Source organism: Paenibacillus sp. RU5M, from assembly GCF_900221055.1.
Taxonomy (GTDB): Bacteria; Bacillota; Bacilli; order Paenibacillales; family Paenibacillaceae; genus Paenibacillus; species Paenibacillus marchantiae.
Map to the genome: position 1 here is coordinate 360,915 of NZ_OBQM01000004.1, position 20,829 is coordinate 381,743.

The 20,829-nt window shown below is 48.7% G+C and carries 18 protein-coding genes; 10 read left to right on the plus strand and 8 right to left on the minus strand.

The window, feature by feature from the left end:
• Positions 1-228 (plus strand): hypothetical protein, encoded by a 228-nt coding sequence (locus CRO25_RS15425; RefSeq protein WP_063566948.1) that lies wholly within the window; start codon positions 1-3, stop codon positions 226-228.
• Positions 229-232: 4 nt separating this feature from the next.
• Here the strand turns inward: CRO25_RS15425 and CRO25_RS15430 are convergent, their stop codons facing one another.
• From CRO25_RS15430 to CRO25_RS15460, 8 genes are all read right to left on the minus strand, one after another.
• Positions 233-1,921 (minus strand): PucR family transcriptional regulator, encoded by a 1,689-nt coding sequence (locus CRO25_RS15430; RefSeq protein WP_079695612.1) that lies wholly within the window; start codon positions 1,919-1,921, stop codon positions 233-235.
• A 373-nt stretch (positions 1,922-2,294) separates the two neighbouring features.
• Entirely contained in the window at positions 2,295-5,513 is a 3,219-nt protein-coding gene (locus tag CRO25_RS15435) for an efflux RND transporter permease subunit (RefSeq protein WP_079695613.1), read from the minus strand.
• Between the two features lie 40 nt (positions 5,514-5,553).
• The gene (locus CRO25_RS15440) at positions 5,554-6,483 is read right to left on the minus strand and encodes a TetR/AcrR family transcriptional regulator (protein ID WP_179132190.1); all 930 of its coding nucleotides are present in this window, start codon (positions 6,481-6,483) and stop codon (positions 5,554-5,556) included.
• 241 nt (positions 6,484-6,724) lie between these two features.
• Positions 6,725-6,856, minus strand: a complete 132-nt coding sequence (locus CRO25_RS33900; RefSeq protein WP_256337978.1) for a hypothetical protein — start codon at positions 6,854-6,856, stop codon at positions 6,725-6,727.
• Positions 6,857-6,998: 142 nt separating this feature from the next.
• Positions 6,999-7,313, minus strand: coding sequence for a multidrug efflux SMR transporter (locus CRO25_RS15445; protein ID WP_063566950.1), 315 nt, complete (start codon positions 7,311-7,313; stop codon positions 6,999-7,001).
• Complete coding sequence (locus tag CRO25_RS15450; protein WP_063566951.1) at positions 7,313-7,654, minus strand: multidrug efflux SMR transporter; 342 nt, start codon at positions 7,652-7,654, stop codon at positions 7,313-7,315. The genes CRO25_RS15445 and CRO25_RS15450 overlap by 1 nt, the downstream gene beginning before the upstream one ends.
• Positions 7,651-8,274 carry a TetR/AcrR family transcriptional regulator gene (locus tag CRO25_RS15455; protein ID WP_063566952.1) on the minus strand — a complete coding sequence of 208 codons (624 nt, stop codon included), beginning with the start codon at positions 8,272-8,274 and terminating at the stop codon, positions 7,651-7,653. The genes CRO25_RS15450 and CRO25_RS15455 overlap by 4 nt, the downstream gene beginning before the upstream one ends.
• A gap of 125 nt (positions 8,275-8,399) precedes the next feature.
• On the minus strand, positions 8,400-9,875 hold the full coding sequence (locus tag CRO25_RS15460) for a phospholipase D family protein (RefSeq protein WP_063566953.1): 1,476 nt from the start codon (positions 9,873-9,875) through the stop codon (positions 8,400-8,402).
• Between the two features lie 264 nt (positions 9,876-10,139).
• Here CRO25_RS15460 and CRO25_RS15465 point away from each other — a divergent pair, with 264 nt between their 5' ends.
• From CRO25_RS15465 to fni, 9 genes are all read left to right on the plus strand, one after another.
• Positions 10,140-11,069 carry a MerR family transcriptional regulator gene (locus CRO25_RS15465; protein WP_063566973.1) on the plus strand — a complete coding sequence of 310 codons (930 nt, stop codon included), beginning with the start codon at positions 10,140-10,142 and terminating at the stop codon, positions 11,067-11,069.
• A gap of 288 nt (positions 11,070-11,357) precedes the next feature.
• On the plus strand, positions 11,358-12,908 hold the full coding sequence (locus tag CRO25_RS15470; RefSeq protein ID WP_063566954.1) for an NAD(P)/FAD-dependent oxidoreductase: 1,551 nt from the start codon (positions 11,358-11,360) through the stop codon (positions 12,906-12,908).
• Complete coding sequence (locus CRO25_RS15475; protein WP_079695617.1) at positions 12,905-14,368, plus strand: NAD(P)/FAD-dependent oxidoreductase; 1,464 nt, start codon at positions 12,905-12,907, stop codon at positions 14,366-14,368. Before CRO25_RS15470 ends, CRO25_RS15475 begins: the two co-directional genes overlap by 4 nt.
• Positions 14,365-15,237 (plus strand): phytoene/squalene synthase family protein, encoded by an 873-nt coding sequence (locus tag CRO25_RS15480; RefSeq protein WP_063566956.1) that lies wholly within the window; start codon positions 14,365-14,367, stop codon positions 15,235-15,237. The genes CRO25_RS15475 and CRO25_RS15480 overlap by 4 nt, the downstream gene beginning before the upstream one ends.
• Positions 15,237-16,004 (plus strand): carotenoid biosynthesis protein, encoded by a 768-nt coding sequence (locus CRO25_RS15485; protein ID WP_063566957.1) that lies wholly within the window; start codon positions 15,237-15,239, stop codon positions 16,002-16,004. Before CRO25_RS15480 ends, CRO25_RS15485 begins: the two co-directional genes overlap by 1 nt.
• Positions 15,973-16,731 carry a lysophospholipid acyltransferase family protein gene (locus CRO25_RS15490; protein ID WP_079695618.1) on the plus strand — a complete coding sequence of 253 codons (759 nt, stop codon included), beginning with the start codon at positions 15,973-15,975 and terminating at the stop codon, positions 16,729-16,731. The genes CRO25_RS15485 and CRO25_RS15490 overlap by 32 nt, the downstream gene beginning before the upstream one ends.
• 2 nt (positions 16,732-16,733) lie before the next feature.
• A complete protein-coding gene (locus CRO25_RS15495; RefSeq protein ID WP_079695620.1) occupies positions 16,734-17,882 on the plus strand; it encodes a glycosyltransferase family 2 protein in 1,149 nt (382 codons plus the stop codon).
• A complete protein-coding gene (locus tag CRO25_RS15500) occupies positions 17,879-19,360 on the plus strand; it encodes an NAD(P)/FAD-dependent oxidoreductase (protein ID WP_079695621.1) in 1,482 nt (493 codons plus the stop codon). The genes CRO25_RS15495 and CRO25_RS15500 overlap by 4 nt, the downstream gene beginning before the upstream one ends.
• Before the next feature lie 332 nt (positions 19,361-19,692).
• On the plus strand, positions 19,693-20,760 hold the full coding sequence (fni, locus tag CRO25_RS15505; protein WP_079695623.1) for a type 2 isopentenyl-diphosphate Delta-isomerase: 1,068 nt from the start codon (positions 19,693-19,695) through the stop codon (positions 20,758-20,760).
• The last annotated feature ends 69 nt before the right edge of the window (positions 20,761-20,829 follow it).

Consider the following 20,829-nt stretch of genomic DNA (forward strand, 5'->3'; position numbering starts at 1 on the left):
ATGTCTGACCATGATGTATTTGAAGAGGAAAAGATAGCGATTGAACGAATGGTGGCCCAGGGTTACCGGATCTATGCCGTTCGGGAACATCTGGAGGGTGCTCATGTCGTGTGGGGGCACCCCGATCTTCCCGGAGAAAAACAGGAGCAATATGTGGGTACAGCGTCTGGACGGAAGTGGTTCAGTCATATCCTGATCAGGCAGCTTCAAGAGCAAAAAGGAGCGTAGAAGGTCACGCGAGTGGTCCGTGAACATATTCATATGCATAGATAGCTAGTTCGATGGCGACACGTTTCTCGGGGAGAGTATAGTCATCACCCAGGAGTGTCTCAATTTTGTGTAATCTGTGATATAACGTCTGTCGGACGATAAATAAAGCCGTGGCCGTCTCCTGTTTGGAGCAGCATAGAATAAAATATTGTTTAAGCGTCCGCAACAACTGACCGCCTTTTTCGGCATCATAACGAATGACTGGCCCAAGATATTCCTCAATGAAATCATCCAGACTGCCGCTCTGCTTCATGCTGGCAATAATGCGGTAGCAGTGAAGATTGCTATAAAAGGGCTGCTGCATCACACCGATGTCCTTCTGAATGCGCAGGGTATCCTTGGCTGCCTCAAGGCTGTCTTTCAGACGTGATAGATCAGCGCAGCTGTGACCGATGCCGAACAGACCCGAGAAGAGGCGATGGGTCTGTTCCTGTTCATGCTGCTGCAACTGTTCAATGCAGCGCCATAGACTGCTTTTTCGCTGAGATCCAGGCAGAGGGTCAACAATAATCAGAATGATCTGGTGGTTTAGCACGGTGCTGTACAGGGCGAATCCTTCCCGCGCGAACACGGAACGGGCAATGATGTTGCGTTGAATTAGCAGTTTCTGTAGCTTGAGACTGTCTGTGTAGCTGGGATTGCTATCGAACAAAATGACGGTACCTTTTCCAGAAGCAAGCTGGGCATTGGCAGCAGATACATATTCATGAATTTCTTTCGCAGAATGATGTCCGTTAAGCCAGTCAATGACCCACATATCTTCCTTGTAGCGTCGCTTTTCCTCCATGTATTTGGTGCGCATCCAGTCCTGAGCAATGGCGGCTGCGCAACGTTCCAGTGCCTGGATGATGAACTCATCAGAGGGTCTATTATGCAGATCCTGATCGTGATCCGACAGCTTGTCGAGCATCAGCACCAGATCGGCAAATGCATAATCAAGCGCCTGTACAGGCAGAGTGAGTGCATCCGGTGAATGCACCGAATGATTCCTCTGTAAAGAATGCTCTCCCAAATGCTCTCCCTCGTCCGAATGACCACGACGTGACAACCACTCCTGCCGACGAATCTCCAATTGGGCTGGAGGGCAGTAGGGAACGGCACTTGCTTCCCCATCCAGTGGATATAGCGCTACAGGATAACCCGTTGTTCGAGACAACAGTCGGAGCAGTGGTTGTACACCGTCTCCATTCAAAAGAAGTTGGTTGAACGAGGTAGTGAGGCTGTCGAGATCAGCGAGCATACGCTGGTGGCTGCGAATCAGGGCGAAATGCAGGTCCTGTGTAATATCGATATAACGTACTTGTTCGTGGAACCAGATCAGTGGAAAATCCTCTTCTGCTGCAAGTTCCTTCATAGGTCCGAGCTGGGACTTGGTGTGAGCCCCCAGTTCGATACAGAGTCCCGCAGCTCCACGAGCAATTAACTGGCGCATGAAAGACAGTCCCTGCTTTTCATCATCCTGCCAGCCAATGCCAGTCGTTAGCACCAGTTCCCCGCCATTCAGCAAGTTGCCTACTTCGGTAACCTCCATAATGTGCACCCAACGCACATATCGCTCCAATGCCCGTTCACTGGCGAGTACCTCAGCCTTGCGGAACACTGGACGTTTCAGCATGTCTCTCATCTGAATATGCAGCGTCGTTTCCCCCACAAAACCACCGTCCTTCCCTCAAATACATGCAGTTTACATACCCGCTTTGTAAGTCGAGCTTCTGAAGAGCGTTTGTCTTGATTATAAGTCTGTTAACAACAGATGAGCTGAAATCTCACGTTCATTTGTTTTATTTCACAAAATGATCTCTTCCTTTTATGAAATAAAACAAATGGGATTAATTCTATGTAGATTTATCTAACATTTAGATGTTGCTATGACCATTCATAAGAGCTCATATCTAAATGTAAAACACCCCTTAGCCGGAGATCAGAATGTACAAACCATTCTAATGTGGACTAAGGGGTGTTCTAAGTTAGAAGCTTATCTTAATTCTGAATAATGATTTAATTCGTTCAACAGAAGGTATCGATTAATCTTCAATTCTTTTCTTTTTGAACTTCATCAGGAACTCATACACGATTGGCACGATAACCAGAGTCAGCAGCGTAGAGCTGATCAGACCACCGATTACGGTAATTCCGAGACCTTTCGAGATGATCCCTGCGCTTTCTTCAAGTCCTGTCACCAGTGGCAGCAAGGCACCAATGGTAGCCAGAGCTGTCATCAGAATTGGACGCAGACGTGTTGCTCCGGCTTCCAGCAAGGCTTCACGAGTAGGCATTCCCTCTTTTTCCTTGTGAATAACACGGTCGATCAAGACGATGGCGTTGGTGACCACGATCCCGATCAGCATCAGTCCACCCATCATGGCAGATACGTCAAGCGTACCACCAGCTACGAACAGGCCGACCATAATACCAATGACGGTAAATGGCAGGGAGAACAGGATGGCAAATGGCGCCAGTCCACCGCCGAACGTAACAACAAGCACAAAGTATACAATCGCAATGGCTGCCAGCATGGCAAGACCAAGTTGGGTAAACGTGTCATTAATCTGTTCAGTTGTACCGCCAAACTTCACTTCAACACCATCTGGCAGATCCAGTTTGTCGATGTTCGCCTGCAAGTTTGATGATGCTTTTTGTACATCGGAAGCTAAGATGTTGGCTGATACCTGCACAACGACTTTGCCATCAATACGCATGATGGAGTTCGGTGAAGTGCCTTCTTCCACTTTCGCGACATCTTTGATTGGTACTTCAATGCCGAGTGGTGAAGTAACTTTTTCGTTTTCAATATCAGCAATGCTGGTAAATGTCTTTTTGTCAGTCTCTACATAGACCTTATACGTTTTGTTTTCAATATCCACTTCTGTGAGTACAGGGCGTTCACGTGCAGGGCTGAGGGTCATAGCCAGTTGGCCAGCAGTCAGACCGAGCGAGCTCAGTTTTTCCTGATCCGCGACGAGCGTGTATTGCCCGTAGGTATCAGAGAGCGTAGTGTCGGCTTTTTCAAAAGATTCGGTATCTGCTTCAACCAGCTTCAGAATTTCATCCGAGACAGGTTTGATCTGATCTACATTGTCACCATAGATGGAAAGGCTCAAGCTGCTGCCTCCCAGTCCCCCGGACATATCAAGCTCATTCCAAGTTCCTACAGTAACTTCTTTCTTCAGACCTTCCACAAGCTGTTCTTTCACTTTTGTAAAGTCTTTCGTATCTTCGTTATATTCAATATAGAAGAGAGCAGAGTTGGAGCTGCCTCCACCCATGCTGCTCAGTGGATTGCTGCCGCCGATGGAATACTGCATTTTCTCCAGACCTGGCTGCGTCAGCAACCATTTCTCGGCTACGAGTGCTTCTTTTTCAACATCTTCACGCAAAGCGCCAGTTTCCGGGCTATACGTAATGGTCACATATTTATCCTGTTGTTCCGGCAAGAAACTTGCACCGATGAACGGATACAGGAACAAACTGCCGACGAGCAGCAATACAGCAACGCCGACGGTGATGAGTTTGTGTGACAATGTCCAGTTCAAGAGACGTTTGTAACCTTCCGCCATCTTGCCTGGTTTTTCCTCATGATTCTGCTTGTTCTTCAGACCTTTGCGGAACAGCGTATGTGCCAGCATCGGTACAATCGTAACAGCCACAATCAGGGATGCCAGCAAAGCAAAGACCATGGTCAAGGCAAATGGCATGAACAGCTCACCGACCATACCACTCACCAGTGCCAGCGGCAGGAATACCGCAATGGTTACGATCGTGGAAGAAAGGATCGGAATGAACATTTCACGGGTAGCTTCCCGGATCAAATCACGGCCTTTAAGTTTCTCTCCCTTGAGTGTCAGTCTGCGATAGATATTCTCGATAACAACGATGGAGTCATCGACAACCCGTCCAATCGCGACCGTCATGGCACCCAGGGTCATCATGTTCAGCGTAATGTCCATCATATTCAGTGCTGTCAATGCAATGAGCAAGGAGAGCGGGATGGAGACAATGGAAATAATGGTGGAGCGAATATCACGCAGGAACAACAGAATGATCAAAATGGCGAACAAAGCACCAAACATCGCTTTGAACAACATCGTGTTTACGGAGTCCTGGATAGGTTTACCTTGGTCAAGCAAAACAGTCAACTCGGCGTTTTTGAACTGCGTCTGCAACTCTTCCGCTTTGTCTTTAACTGCCTTAACGACATCAACTGTATTGGCATCATTGGACTTAACGATGGAGATCCCGATGGATTCCTTACCGTCTGTCCGGGAAATGGACTCCGCCTGACCAATGACTTCAATTTTGGCGATCTCGCTTAATTTAACCGTTGGAATTCCAGGTGCGTTTGCGGCACCTGAAGTGCTGCCTACACTGGCATTTCCACCTGCGGCTTGTCCTGCAGCCTGGTCAGAACCTTGTGCAGAGCCTTGAGCTGCTCCACCAGCTTGTGCGCCGGCGCCTTGTGGTGCTGTGGCTGAACCACTGCCTGCTCCTGCACCGCTTGGTACAACCGGAATAGCGAGATTTTTCAAATCATCCAGATCGATGATGTTGCCATCAACAACAACAGCTTTCTGTGCTTTGTCCAGTTCAAACAGTCCGAGTGGTACACGGACAGAAGAGCCTTGAACGATGCCGTTGACTGTATCTTCAGTCAAACCGAGTTCATTCATTTTTTTCTGATCAAACTTCAGTTGAACTTCCTTAACATATTGGCCGGAAACTTGGACTTGAGCTACACCGTCAATATCTTCGAGTGCAGGCTGGATATCCGTTTCAACCAGTCGAGTCAATTGTTCCAGATCGCCGCCGTCCTTGTCAGACAAGCTGAGCGAGACAACCGGGAAGGAGTTGATGCTGAACTTCGAGATGGTTGGTTTCTGCACACCATCCGGCAACTGCACCTCATTCAGTGCTTCGCGTACCGCTGCGGTAGCGTTGTCCAGATCGGTACCATAATCAAATTCGAGGGTGATGGAAGAAGCATTCTCCATGGAAGTAGAGGTGAGTGTCTTAATTCCCTCTACATTTCTTAAGGTCTGTTCGAGTGGTTTGGTGACATCCTCGACAATACCTTCTGGAGCTGCCCCTGGATCAATGGCCGTTACACTCAAGAATGGCACATTGATGTTTGGAATGGTCTCCTGTTTCATCGTCAGTCCGCTGTACAAACCGGCGAAGGAAACGATGATGGTCAGAATCCAGATCGCAAACTTGTTGTTCAGTGAAAAATTAATAATCCCTTTCATACGATGGTTTCTTCTCCTCTCTGTTTCTCCCTGTATTTCTTTATTGTTGTGACGAGTCAGCCTGGATGAACCGGCTATACATGGCATCCATAATGTGCTGAAGCTCGGAGTGCAATGGCTGGATGACAGGAATGTGATCCAAATTACGCATCATGCCCAGGATAATGGCACGTCGCGGTGTGAATTCCATCATTTCCTGTCTCAGGATGGCGATGGTCTCCAACGCGTCATTGCGCAATTGCCCTGGAGGCATATCAGAAGTGATGATATCCTTCATCTGTTTGATGATATGAATGGGATGACGCATCATTGTGGAATCTGTATCTGAATCGCTGCTCCATGCTGGCCAATGTTCCAAAGGAACCAAAGGGGCAGGGCGTTGATCGAGCAATCCGCGAGCTGCATAATCGATCGTTTGCAGCATGTTGCTTGCCATCTTGGATACGGTAAGGGAGGGCATTTCCGTAAACCAGATTTTGATGTAGGAGAGGAACAGACCATGCGTGAGCAAAATAAGGTCTAAGGTATAGGGTCCAATCTCCGGTCCGTACAGATCCTCCAGTTTGTCCTTGAACCAGTGCAGGGTACGGATCTCCAGATCCTTGTTTTTCGGTTTGCACTTTTCCTTGCGATGCTGCTCTTCATCCATCATCATGCTGCGCATTTGCACGCGTAGAAATTCTTTCAGCTCGGATACATGGACAAGCAGTGTTTCAATCTGCCTGTGCAGACGTTCTCTCGAAGTGAGCCCAGCTTCATGTTCAATCTGGGAAATTTCGTCCATGAGCGTGAATATGCAGTACTCCATCGTACTGGCCTCTAATTCCTCTTTGGATTTGAACATGAGGTAGAGGCTACCTTTCGACATCCCACATATTTCTGCAATCTCCTGCATGGAGGTTGCAGCACTGCCTTTGGCTGAGAACAGTTTGAGTGCTGTGGTAATAATGAGCTTTTTCTTCTCATTCATTTCATGGATAGGGTTCATTAACGATACATCCACCTCACCTGCGGAACTTATGAGTTCTTGAATTGACTTTAGGGTCAAACCAAGTATAAACGATAAAGACAATGGAATTCAAATGGGAGAAAAATGGAAAAAGAAGAGGGTGTACTATATGGGGACTGGAGCATTTTTCCTACGTAATGCAGACGCAGTAAAGGCTGTATATATGAGCGACGAATGTTCATTGCAATATGTATGATCTATTTCATGATCCGCCTTTAAAGACGTAAATGGCTAGAAGAATAATAGCTACAAGAGCAATCAAATAAAAGGTTCCCACAGCGACCAGAAAGATATATCCGGTAAATGAACCCATACGCGCGAACCATTTCTTCATCATCACGACTTCCTTTCTTACGTAACAGAGTGTGGTGAGGTTTCTTACTTACATCATATCCCAAAAAGACGACTTTCTGATCGAAAGTCGTCTTTTTGGGATAATTAAATATTATGGAAGATATATAATGGAGGTATTTACGTTACGTAATCAGTTTCAATCCGATCGCCGCCACCAAAATCATGGCAATAAACAGCAGCCGCTTGGCTTCCTTCCGCTCACCGAACAGGAACATACCTGTTAACGTACTGCCCACCGTACCGATTCCAGTCCACACCGCATACGCGGTACCCATGGGAATAGAAGTCATCGCGTAGGATAACAGGGAGAAGCTGAATGCGAACGATACGAGCATGAGCACGATATAAGGCCAGCCTTTTCGGGTAGAAGCACCATTAATGCCGATGACGCCAAAAATTTCACATATGCCTGCGCCCACAATTGCCATCCAAGCCATTATGCTTCACCTCCTTTTGCCGATTGTTGATCCGTGACCAGTTTCAGTCCGATCACACCACATAGCAACAGGCCGATTAACAAAACCTTGGCAAGTGAGAATGCTTCACCAAATAGCAGCATTTCAGCCAGTACCGTACCTGCAGTACCAATCCCCGTAAATACGGCATACACCGTACCCACAGGCAATCTTTTGGAAGCAGCGATGATTAATCCAAAGCTCAGGATGATGGCTAAGGCCGTCAAAGCCCACTCCCAAACATTAGAGGCGTGTTTCAGCCCACTTACCCATACAATCTCAATGAGTCCTCCGATAAAAACATATAACCAGTTGCGGTTCATGATGATGAATCTCCTTTCAAAACAACGGGCAGTGCCTCTTGTTTCAGATGATGAATGCCATGCCAGTAGACTGGCCAGGAAGCTTCAATCCGTCTTCTGTATCGACGTGAACTTCCATAAATAATCTCAACCGTGATGCCATCGAGAAAAGTCATATAAGTTATCGCAGCTTGTTCTGCTGGAACAGCCTGTAGTTCCCCCTTGCGCGTCGCCCTTTGCAGCAGCCGTGTCAGTGACCGCTCCATACCGTCCAGAAACGGATAAACTAAATCCATCACTTCGCTATATAGCGAAAGCGGCGGGAAGTAACACATACGCAGCATAAAGCGGGCAGAGGCATTGCAGTTATACTCTTGCTCAAACCATATCAGCAAACCCTTCAACCTTTGTTCCAATGGCAGATCGGCGTGAACACGGAAGTATTCGAGCGTTCGACGCTGAACATCCTTAAACGCATGCGCAAGGGTTTGCAAAAACAGGTCATCCTTGCCGCTAAAATGTGCATATATAGACGGTTTTTTAATCCCGACTTCGTCAGCGATTGCTCTTAAGGAGGCTCCTTCATATCCATCTCTTGCAAAATGGAACAGGGCTGCATCCCGAATCGAATGTGCAGTCATTAATATCACCTTCCTAACGGTCGTTAGGTAACCTATATTTTCACATTTTACATTCCCTGTCAAGGCACAAAAAACGCCTGCACGATAGTGTACAGGCGGCTTTATGCTTGGAATTTCATTTTCCATTAGAAGGTCGTTAAACCCAAAATCAGTTGCAGCTTATATACGATTTCTTTCAAAAATGTAGTCTTTTCCTGAAATTCATCCAGGTTCAGGGTGAACTCGGCATCTTCATTATTCCATATCCGGTCAAAATAATTCGCCACATCATGAGTAAATGAGTTGTCTGGTGGTGCAGCAACCCAGAGGTCATTTTCCAGATTGTAATCATTCATGTTTCTGGGGGTGAAGTTGGTCGATCCTCCAAGGACGATATGATCCCCGGTGGCTTTGGCAATGTACATCATCTTGGTGTGATATTGCTCCTTGGTTGTGTTATACCAGCGAATTTGGATTTTGCCATCCGATTTATCATGTAACTCAGCAGCTACAGGACGATTGGGAATGCCAGTCTTCTCCTGACCAAAGGCATTTTCGTTCGGGTCGAGTACAAGCCGTATCTCGGTTCCCCGTTTCGAGGCTTCGAGCAGTGCATCCAGTACTTTGGGTGAAGCGATGTAAAACATGCCCATCCACAAGATATCACCTTTTGCCGATTGATTAATCTCATGGAGCACTGCGTCATTCACTTTGCCCTCGGTCAGATAGCGAATTCGCAAATCTCCTTTATTCGGGTCTGTGGTAGGAGCTGTATAGGAAGGAATTTTACCTCCACCCGAGATGTTTAGTACGGCCTGCTCGGACTGAAGAATATCTCCGATGATCGGTCCGGTTATTTCAAAAGCAATGTTCGAATGATAGGCACTGGCATCATGAACATTGCCTGAGGAGACAATAGCTGTCTTCTCGCTGACCACCACTTTGCGATGATTGGCCTTCACATTGAGCAACTTAAGGTAGGAACGCACGGTGACATCCGGTCCATCGGTTGCCATCAGGTTCGGAATCCAGCCATTGCCGGATTGTCCAAACCACTGGAAGAAGGTGCGCCAGACCGCAGAGTAGACAGGAGTGGAGTCACGTAAAGGGTCCACATCTGTGATGACCACGTGAATTCCGGCCTGCTTCATCTGCTCCAGTAACGGGTTCGGTGCAGAGTTATAGTTGGTGTTCACTTCATCCGTAATGAACCACATATCCATATCCGGTTTCTGAAGTTTTTTGGCAACCAGTGTTTCCGTAAACTCTGTGCTGATGGGTGGAAATTGCTGACCTTTGTGCTGGTAATTATTGAATAAAAACATATCAACGACGACGAACTGTTCCGCGTCCTCGATAACCTGAAGCATGCGCTGGAAGATCTGCTGTTCGTGCTCCATCTGTCCATCAGCGGATGGATAGGTCAGATCATGCAAAAACTGTACCTGATCCACCCGGTATTCAGGACTTTCATAGGCAATGCCGGATGGTAACGGTTTATAGGTCTGATAGAGCATGACGGCGATGAGCCATAGTGCCAATAGGACGAGTCCTGTTCGTATGTATGGAAATTTGCCGCGTGAAGACTTGCGGTCTGATGTCTGGCGGCGATAAGAAAACAACAATAACTCCCCTTTCTGAACGTGCTGACTTCTATTACCACCCGGATGACAACATTGACGCAGAGAGCCTGACAGATTATTTAAGTCGTCAGGAAAGGCAAAACCATTTCGATTGATTCAATCGACATGCATATGACCGTTGTGTATAATGAGTGTATTATTTTTGTGGAATGTTCGGATTTTCATATACCTGACAAAGACGGGATAAGGATTCGTTTAACCTGCGAAAGTCTGGCTATTTCAGGAAAGAAAGTGGGTAATAAGGTGTATTCCATCAAACAAGTCGCTGCCATGCTGGGTATTCCGACGGTAACGCTCCGGGCTTGGGAGAATCGGTACAGTGCGGTCACCCCTGAGCGGACGGAATCGGGTTATCGCTTGTACACGGAAGAGAATGTTGCAGATCTGCGCTGGTTAAAAGAGCAGGTGGAGCAGCACCAGACGAATATTTCGGAAGCAGTACGTATGCTCAAGGTGAACAAAACCAGTTCACATCAAGCTGCAGTGCCTACGTCGTTAACGCCTCCAGTACCCACGATGGAAGAGGCTTATGTACGTATAGCCGATCAGATCTATGACTCGCTATACAACTTTCAGGGTGAACGAGCCAATGGTCTGATTGATTTTGGCTTCACCATGTACGGATATGATTCCATGTTTTATCATGTGCTGGTGCCCATTCTGGTTCGGGTTGGGGATGCATGGGAGCAAGGCAGGGCTTCGGTCGCTCAAGAGCATTTTATGACACAACTGATCTCACAGCGCTTTTATCAGTTTTTCCATCTGTTCCCGATCTATCCGCATCTGCCCAAAGTTCTGGCCTTGTGCCCGGAAGGGGAGCATCATCAGGTGGGATTATTGTTGTTCTCCCTGTTTATGCGTAAAAATGGTGCAGAAGTGCTCTATCTCGGAGCCAACACACCGGAAGAGGGGCTATTCCCAATTATCCGGGAGCAGAACATCCGATTGGTCTGTCTATCGGTTACTAGTTCCGAACTTCTTGAGCGGTGTGATCAACTCATAGGGCGAATTGTGGACGAGTTCCCGCATATGCGTTTTGTACTTGGAGGCAAGGGTTATGAGCGTACAGAGAACGCACGATATCCGCAGTGGATTATGCCTGAAGATTCTGCGGATTGGCAATCGTGGATGGAACGTGAGTATTTTGTTGAACCATCGCCTGGGCGGAGATAACTGATTCGTGTCTTTTTAAAAATGTATTTTAAAATAGAATGTATAGGTTTGGGTATACAGGACATCCTTTGACGCAAGAGCGCAGAGGGTGTTTTTTTGTATTCCAAAATATCTTATTAGAGAATTTGACCAGTCGGTCATTTTTTGATTTAATAAGTTGTATAATATTTGTACTATATTTGTATAATGTTTTTGCGTTTACCCGCTTGAACTGTTCATGGGCGGTTTAATAATAGGTTAAAGACTATAGTCCTAGAGATAGTTCTTAACATAGGAAAGGTGAGTGGCATGATACCGAATCAGCAACGTAAACGTGCAGCTGTCATTGGTGCAGGTCCGGGTGGACTTGCAGCAGCGATGTTATTGTCCGGCCAGGGGTACGAAGTAGATGTATATGAGAAACAGCCAGTCATTGGGGGACGTTCTGCCAGACTGGAGCTGGGCGAATATCGGTTCGACCGTGGTGCCACATTTTTGATGATGCCGCAGTTGATTGAAGAGATGTTCGACGTTGTAGGACGCAAGCTATCAGACTATGTGGAGATGAAAGAGCTGACTCCGCTGTATGCCCTAAATTTCGGTGATAAGGTGTTTACGCCTTCTCGTAATCGTGAAGATACAGCCGCACAGATCAAGGAGCTTTTCCCCGGCAACGAGGACAATTACCTTCGGTTCATGCAGGAAGAGGAAGTGAAGTTTGGCAAAGTCATGCCTTTGCTGCGCAGGCCTTTCGGCAAGCTGGCAGATTATTTGCGAAAAGATGCCATGACAGCTCTGCCGAAACTCGATATTAACAATACAGTTTACGGCATTCTGTCCCGCTATTTCACAGATGAGCGCTTGCGCTGGGCATTCACGTTCCAATCCAAATACCTCGGCATGTCCGCTTGGGATTGCCCGGGTACGTTTACGATTCTGTCATTCATTGAGCACCATTATGGATTATTTCACCCCATTGGCGGCGTCAATCGCGTATTTCAAGCCATGGCTGATGTAGTTGAAGAATATGGAGGACGAATACATACATCCTGTCCGGTTAGACAAGTCATTGTTCGCAATGGCCGTGCAGAAGGCGTTTTGCTTGAAAATGGAGAACGCATTGAAGCGGATCATGTCGTTGTTAATGCAGACTTTGCACATGCCGTGAACCATCTGTTTGAACCAGGCGTACTCAAGAAATATACACCGGAGAAAATGAAGCGTAAAAAGTACTCTTGCTCCACAGCCATGTTGTATCTGGGCGTGGACGGTGAAGTGGATTTACCGCATCATTCGATCTATTTTCCCGAGGACTATCGACTGAACGTCGACGAGATTACGAAGCACAAAGTGTTGTCTGCGGATCCATCTCTCTATATTCATAACCCTTCCAGACTCGATTCGACGCTCGCACCGGAAGGAAAATCTGCTTTATATGTTCTCATGCCTACGCCGAACCTTACCGGAGACATCGATTGGGAGGTAGAACGGGAGAATGTGCGGGAGGCGATGATGAAGCGGATGGAATCGATTCCTGAGTTGTCAGACATCCGCAGTCGTATTGAAGAATCCATGATGTTTACACCGCTGGATTGGCAAAATGAACTCGACGTGTACCGTGGAGCAACATTTAACATGGCTCATAATCTTGGGCAGATGATGTATCTGCGGCCGCATAACCAGTTTGAAGAGTTGAAAAGGGTATGGCTGGTGGGCGGCGGAACGCATCCGGGCAGTGGGCTGCCGACCATCTTTGAATCGGCTCGAATCAGCGTGAAGCTGATCCAGGAAGAGGACGCTCGCAAGCGCTCCAAACCATCCTCGTATGTGAAAACGGCGGAAGCGGGAGGCCATTCATGAAACGGGCAGCCATCGTAGGTGCAGGCATTGGCGGTCTTACTTCAGCATTGCTGCTGAATAAACAGGGTTGGGACGTAACGGTATACGAACGGGGTTCCAGAGTTGGAGGTCGTATCGGCTACGAGCAGGAAGGGGACTATCGGATCGATCAAGGCCCGACCATCGTACTTCTGCCTGAGATGCTGCTTGGCATTTTGGAGGAAGCGGGTGTGGATCGTTCGAAGATTGAGCTGCTGCGTTGTGATCCATTGTACAGGGTGCATTACAGCAGCGGACGTGTGATGACCAAGATGACGGCACGTGAACAGCAGGCCGAAGAGATTGAACGTCTCTTCCCTGGAGAAAGCCAGGGATTCTCGAAATTTATGAAAGATATGGACACACTGTTTCCGGCGGGACGGGCTGCGTTTCTGGAACGGGCTTTTCCGCGAAAACGGGATTTCTTCACTCCCTCTCTGATGTCCCTGATGGGCCGATTACGTGCTCACAAAAGTGTACGGAAGGCTGTAGGCGATTATTTTCAGCATGAGGAACTGCTGGATGCATATTCGCTGCAAAGTCTCTATATTGGAGGATCTCCCTTCGGCACGCCGGGTATTTATTCCCTGCTTCCTTATGCAGAGCATGAATATGGCATCTGGATGGTGAAAGGTGGCTATGCTGCATTACCTGCCATACTGGAACAGGAACTGATATCACGTGGTGGTCGGGTGGTGCTGAACACGGAAGTGACGGGACTGAATATTAAAAATGGTGTATGCGAAGGTATAGAAACTGCCGCAGGCGCAGAAAATGTGGATGCAGTTATCTACAATGGCGATTTCCCCCACCTGTCGGGTCTGCTGGGTCAGACGACTGAATTTTCACGCAAACGAAAGCCATTTCGCCCCTCATCGGGATGTGTGTTGATCTATGCGGGCGTAGACAAGACCTGGGATGATGCAACGACGCATCAGTTTTTCCTGCCTCCAAGTCTGGACGGCAGTCTGCGGGAAGTGTTCGACCAGCGCCGCATTCCGGCGAAGTCCTCTTTTTATGTATTCAATCCGGCTGCATTGGACGAGACGGCAGCTCCGCCAGGTCAGAGTGTGTTGTACTTCCTCATTCCGGTGCCGGATGCCGATGGTGTCGACTGGTCTCGGGAGAGCGAAGCGCTGGCAGAACGAGTGTTGGAAGAAGCGGAACAACGCGGATTTCCGGGACTCCGTGAAGCGATCAAGTGGAAAAAAATACGTACTCCCGCTGACGCTGAGCGTGATGGGCTGTATGGAGGCGGCAGCTTTGGCATCGCACCCGTACTGTTTCAATCCGGTGTATACCGTCCGCAACCGAAGCCGTTCCCGGCAATTAAGGGACTATATGCGGCAGGAGCGTCTGTACATCCAGGAGGGGGGGTTCCTATTGTGATGCAAAGTGCACGGATGGCAGTGAACTTACTGACGAAGGAGATGGAAACATGAATGAAGCGATTTTGAACAAGTGTGAGGAATTAATGCAAAAGGGCTCGTCATCTTTTTATCAAGCCTTCAGAGGTCTGCCCAGCCCACGCCGCGAGGCCGTGTACGTGATCTATGCCTTTTGCCGCATGATCGATGACAGTGTAGATGAGCCGGAGCAGTCGCCCTATACGATTCATGAAATCCGCAATCTGTTCAATCAACTGGAAGAAGCGGAAGGACATTTTATCTGGCCGGCATTACGATGGCTGTTTACGAGTTTCCCTCATTTGGACAAGGGGCCTTTCTTCCGTCAAATGGACGGACAATTAACCGATCTTAAAGTCACACATTATACAACGATGGAGGAACTGGAACAGTATTGTTATCTGGTTGCCGGAACCGTCGGCGAGATGTTGCTGCCTGTATTGCGAGATGACAACGGTACAGACGTGGCTATGAACGGGATTGCGCTGGGCAAAGGTATGCAGATCGTCAATATTATCCGTGATGTGGGCGAAGACCGGGCAAGAGCCCGCCGCTATGTTCCGCTGGAGTTGATGGAGAAGCATGGATATTCCGAACAGGATTGGGCTAACGGTGTTGTTGACGAAAGGTTTAAAGCCATCATTCATGAATTAAAAGCAGCTGCGCTGGGCTGGTTCCGTATCGGTATGGACCGTCTGGATACGTATCCAACCGAAAGTGCATTTGCCATTGAGCTGGCTGCAGCCTTTTATTCGACCATTCTGCATGCGGTTGAGCGCAACGACTATGACGTGTATACGAAGCGTGCATTTGTTAGTGATGAACTGAAACTGGAGATGCTGGGTGCCATTGTGAAACGTTATCCAATGCTGGCTTACCAAGCCTCCCGCACGGCGGTATCCTGATGGTTCAGGGCCTGTACTGGGCGTGGTACTGCATCGGAGCGGTACTGATGCTGACGATCGGTGTTCCGGATGTACTGTCCTTCTCCAACGGTTTGTTTCTAATCTTCTACGCACTGTATGTGCTGGATCTGATATATCAAGGGCGGAAACGGACAGGGTTGTCCGACCAGTCAGTCATTTGGATGAAACCTAGACTCTGGTTGGTATCTTTTATTATATGGTTGGGTGGCATGGGGGTAGAATGGGTTGGCGTGCATACACACTGGCCCTTTGGCGAGTATTCGTATTCAGACTTCTTCGGAATCCACCTGTTCAGTGTACCTGTTACATTAGGCTTCGCCTGGATTGCCGTGGTGGGTAACTCGGCTCTGCTCAGTGGAGGCGGTTCCACCTGGACAGGCAAGCTGATCCGGGCGGTTAAGACTGGATTTTGGGCCATCGTGCTCGATCTGGTGCTGGACCCGGTTGCGCATGCCAGAGGATTCTGGCAATGGCAAGCCCCAGGTGGATTCTACGGTGTGCCCTGGACCAATTACATAAGCTGGTTTGTAATGGGAGCGTTCCTCTCTTTGTTTCTTCCGGCAATGCCTTCAGATCGAAGCTCATTGCTGCGTGCAAAATGGTTATATCAGCTGTTTATTCTTTTGTTTGGGTTGTTAGCTCTCAAAGAAGGAATTACAGGCAGCTTCATCATTGCTATTGTAGGTGTGCTTCTTGCTGAGGGGAGCTGGCTATATGATTCGCGCCGTAAAATCAAAACCGTTTAACCGGATTTTTTCCTTATACAATCATTATTATTTGCTGCGGAGACGTTTTCGCTCGTTTACGTTATCAGGGTCACTGGACCCGCTGCTCCCGAACAATGACTCACCCATGGACCCGGATCAACCGGTCATCTATTTCATGAACCACAGCTCGTGGTGGGATGGTCTGCTGCTCTATCATGCATCTCAGCAGACTTCCCGAGGCGATCATTATGTCATGATGGAAGAAGAGCAGCTGCGACAATATGCCTTTTTCCGCAAACTTGGCGCGTATTCAATCAATAAGGAGAATGCATCCAGCATTCGAACCTCCTTGCAATATACCACCGAGCTGCTTCACTCCGGCAAAAGGGTCTGGATCTTTCCCCAAGGGGAAATTCTGCATCAGGATGCCAGGCCAATCGAGTTTCGTCCAGGCATTGGTTTGCTGTTACGCCGCTCTCCACGCGCCGTAGCTGTACCTGTGACTTTATGTCATGGCATGGTTCAACATGATTTACCGGAAGTATCGATGCAGGTGGGTGCGCCTGTAATAGAAAATTGGAAGACATGGAAGAATGACGAGATTGCCACCAGATTGAGCAGGGTGCTGGAGCAGCAGTTGAATGACCATAAATCAGAGCTGGTACGCATCGGGCAGGGGAGTTTACCGGGCGCTTTTCCACTGATTCGTCATGTACGTTCTACGAGTGAAAAATACGATGCGGCACGAAAGCGGGTGAACCGTTAGCGATGAGTGCATCTGAAATAGGTTGGATTATACTGACTTGTGTATTGGGCGTTCAGTTGATGTTTGCAATATGGAACGTCTCCTGTCTGCCCAAAGTGCGTTCATTCAACGCAGATGAATTGAAAGACAGGGATATGCTGGTCTCTGTGCTGATTCCTGCCCGCAACGAGAAACTGCACATTCAAGGATGTCTGGAAAGTGTGCTTGCCAGCGATACATCTGGATTTCGGATGGAAGTACTGGTGCTGGATGATCGCTCGGAAGATGAGACGGCAGCTATAGTTCAAGCAATTGCCGATTGTGATCCACGTGTGCGCCTGCTGCATGGCGTGGAACTTCCCGTAGGCTGGATGGGAAAATCTCATGCTTGTCACCGACTGGTACAGGAGGCCAAGGGTGAATGGTTTATGTTCGTGGATGCCGATGTACGCTTGGAACCGCAAGCCATCCGGCAGACTATTGCTGCGGGGTGTGAGCAAGGCGGCGGCCTCGTAACGGGATTCCCCTATCAGGTGACGAAGACCTGGATGGAAAAGCTCGTTGTGCCTATGATGGTGTTCACCATCATCAGCCATCTTCCTATTTTCATGATACGCAGATCATCGAATCCGATGTTTGTAGCCGCTACTGGGGCGTTTTTGCTCATTCATCGTTCCAGTTATAAGGCCTCCGGTGGACATGCTGCAATCCAGGCTGATCTGGTCGATGACATGAGTCTGGCGAAGGCGGTTAAGCGTGCGGGACATCCCGTCATGCTGGCCGATGTTCATGATGTAACGAATACACGAATGTACCAGAATGGTGCTGAAGTGTGGAACGGCTATAAGAAAAACATGTACGAAGGTATGGGGCGCAAAGATGTGCTGCTGTTAGGCACGATGCTGATGTATACACTGATGTATATTGTGCCTCCCCTCGGTCTGATGATCGGTTTGTTGTCGGGTAATGCTACATCCATCATCTATGGTCTTGTGGGAACCGTACTCGGGATGGCAGTCAAAAGGGTATCGGATCACGCTGGAGGACAACCCTGGTGGCTTGCTTTCCTGCAACCGATAAGTATGGCCTGTGTCATTGCGATCGGCATCGCTTCCTGGCAGGCAGGTCGTTCCGGCAAGGGGTATGTATGGAAAGGTAGGCGGTACAGTTGAAGGGTAACGTCATTATTATCGGAGCAGGATTTGGAGGTCTATCGTGTGCCATTCGGCTAGCTTCGCAGGGCGTACGGGTCACCATTCTGGAGCGGCAGGAGCGGGTTGGTGGGAAGCTGCAACACATTGAGCAGGATGGATATCATTTTGACCGAGGGCCAAGTACGATCACGATGCCCGCAAGCTTCCGTTCCGTCTTCGATCACGCTGGTGTGGTGATGGAAGATTATGTGCAGCTATATGAGTTGGAACCTCGTACACGTAATATATTTGCAGATGGAACCGTTGTTGATTTGTCTGGCAATCGAGAGAGGATGAAAGAGCAGATTGCTGCCTACAGCCCAGAGGATGCAGCCCGTTACGATGCATTTATGGACGAGTCTGCAGCGCTGTATTTGGAAGCCAATCGTCATTTTCTTGGAAAGCTGCTGTTGTCGCCTAAGGATAAATATAATCTTCGAATGCTGCGCAGTCTGCTACGTGTACGGCCTACAGTGAAGCTGGATAAGCTGCTGCGTTCGTATTTCCAACATCCCCATACCCTTGCGATGTTCGGTCGGTACGCAACCTATGTTGGGTCATCGCCATATCAGGCGCCTTCGATCTTTGCCATGATGGGTCATGTGGAAGCAGAAGAGGGCATCTATGGGGTCAAGGGTGGAACCTATCAACTCATAGAAGCAATGACACGGCTTGCACAGGAAAAAGGGGTGCAGATCGTTACTGGCATCGAAGTCCATCAAATTGTTGTCAGACATGGTAAAGTGGCAGGTGTGGATACGGATCAGGGCTTCCGGGAAGCCGATCAGGTCGTTGCCAATGGAGATGTGCTGAGCGTCAATCGGCTGCTGCTTGCGCCAGAGCATCGCAAACAGATGAGCGATGAGCGAATTCGCAAGTATGAGCCGTCGATTTCGGGGTTCGTGACACTGGCCGGTGTGCAGAGACAGTATGAATCCCTGCTGCACCATACCGTCTTTTTCCCAGAACGGTATGAACCGGAGTTTGACCATATTTTCCGTGACCGAAAAATGCCTGCCGATCCGACGATCTACATCTGTTATTCCGGTTATTCGGAAGCGGGCATGGCTCCGACAGGAGCGAGCAATTTGTTCATTCTGGTGAACGCTCCGTATTTGTCGGACTCATGGAATTGGGGTGAACAGATGGACCGTTACGGTGAATTGGTGTTGGAGAAGCTGGCCGAGCGGGGAATTATGGGATTGAAGCAGTCGGATGTGCTGATCCGGTACACACCTCAACATATAGAACGGGATACACTCGCCCATCAAGGGTCGATCTACGGCATCTCGTCCAACTCCGTGAAGCAGACCTTCATGCGTCCCGGCAATAAAAGCAAGGATGTACAAGGGCTGTGGTACGTGGGCGGAACAACGCATCCGGGCGGTGGAACACCGATTGTGACATTGTCCGGGCAGCTTGTTGGAGCGCAGCTTGCATCGGAAATCGTAAAGTAATTTATAGAAGAGATTCATCTAACAGAATGACTGACCCAACCTCCAAATATCTAGTTATCAAATATATGTAGAACCTCGAAACTCAAGTTGTTATTGGGTTTCGGGGCACCCTTTCCATTGCTGGGCCGGAACGTTATACTGGTAGAGTTGACGCGCTGAGTGGGAATATCATTTATAATATAGATCCAAATCATACCGTTTGTACGTTACATAATAAGAATTAATATTTCTGAGAATCTCTCTGCTGTATCGGGCAAATCCTGAACGGAACCTAGCCCACGCTGGCAATGATCCTGTCCATCAGCACTATTCTCACATAAGGAGGTCTCATCATGAATGAACAAGAGCGAGCCGGCAAACGGCTGCTTCCCGAGGTGGCTACGGGGGAACGGAAGCTGGAGCATGTGCGCCTCTGTCTTGAAGAGAATGTGGCAGGAGAAGGGGTAACCAGCGGAATGGAGCGGTATGCTTTTCGTCATAACCCGTTACCTGAATTGAATTTTGAAGAGGTAAGTCTGGAGACTTCGTTTATTGGTAAAAGGGTGCGTACACCCTTGCTCATCAGTTCGATGACGGGTGGCAGCAAAACAACGGGTGCCATTAATGAGCGGCTTGCCCGTGTGGCAAACGCCCGAGGCTGGGCACTCGGCGTAGGTTCGATTCGGGCTGCCGTGGAACAGCCCGAACTGGCAACCACCTTTGATGTGCGGCGCTGGGCACCGGATATTCCGGTCATCGCGAACCTTGGCGCGGTGCAGCTGAATTATGGCTTCAACACTGCTGATTTCCAGCGGGCCGTTCAGATTGCTGGCGCAGATATGCTGGTGCTGCATTTGAACAGTTTGCAGGAAATCTTCCAGCCTGAAGGCAATACGGATTTTAGCGGATTACTTCATCGAATTGAGGATTTGTGTCAGCAATTGGACGTGCCTATTGGCGTGAAAGAAGTGGGTTTTGGCATCGATGGAGTAACGGCACAACGATTGTACGAAGCAGGTGTGGCTTTTATCGATGTGGCTGGAGCAGGTGGCACCAGCTGGGTGCAGGTCGAAAAGTTCCGAAATTCGAATCCGGTACGTCGTGCGGCAGCAGAAGCTTTTGCCGACTGGGGCATTCCGACAGCGGAGTGTATTCAGGAAGTGAGAGCGGTAAGCCCGGAAGGTGTTCTGATTGGCAGCGGTGGACTGTACTCAGGCGTTGATGCGGCCAAAGCGCTGGCGCTTGGTGCAGATCTGGCCGGATTCGGCCGATCTCTGCTGGAGTCTGCCGTCGCTTCCGATGATGCGCTGAATGAGCGGTTGGAGCAGGTTGAATTCGAGCTGCGTACCGTCATGTTTGGCATTGGTGCAGGGCGGATCGAGGATTTGAAGCAGACGTCGCGTCTGGTGGAACGGCGTTGAATTCGATTTGATTTTATGTGAGCTGAGCTAACGAACCTTAGAAAATTAAAAGGGGAACCCCGTCAGATC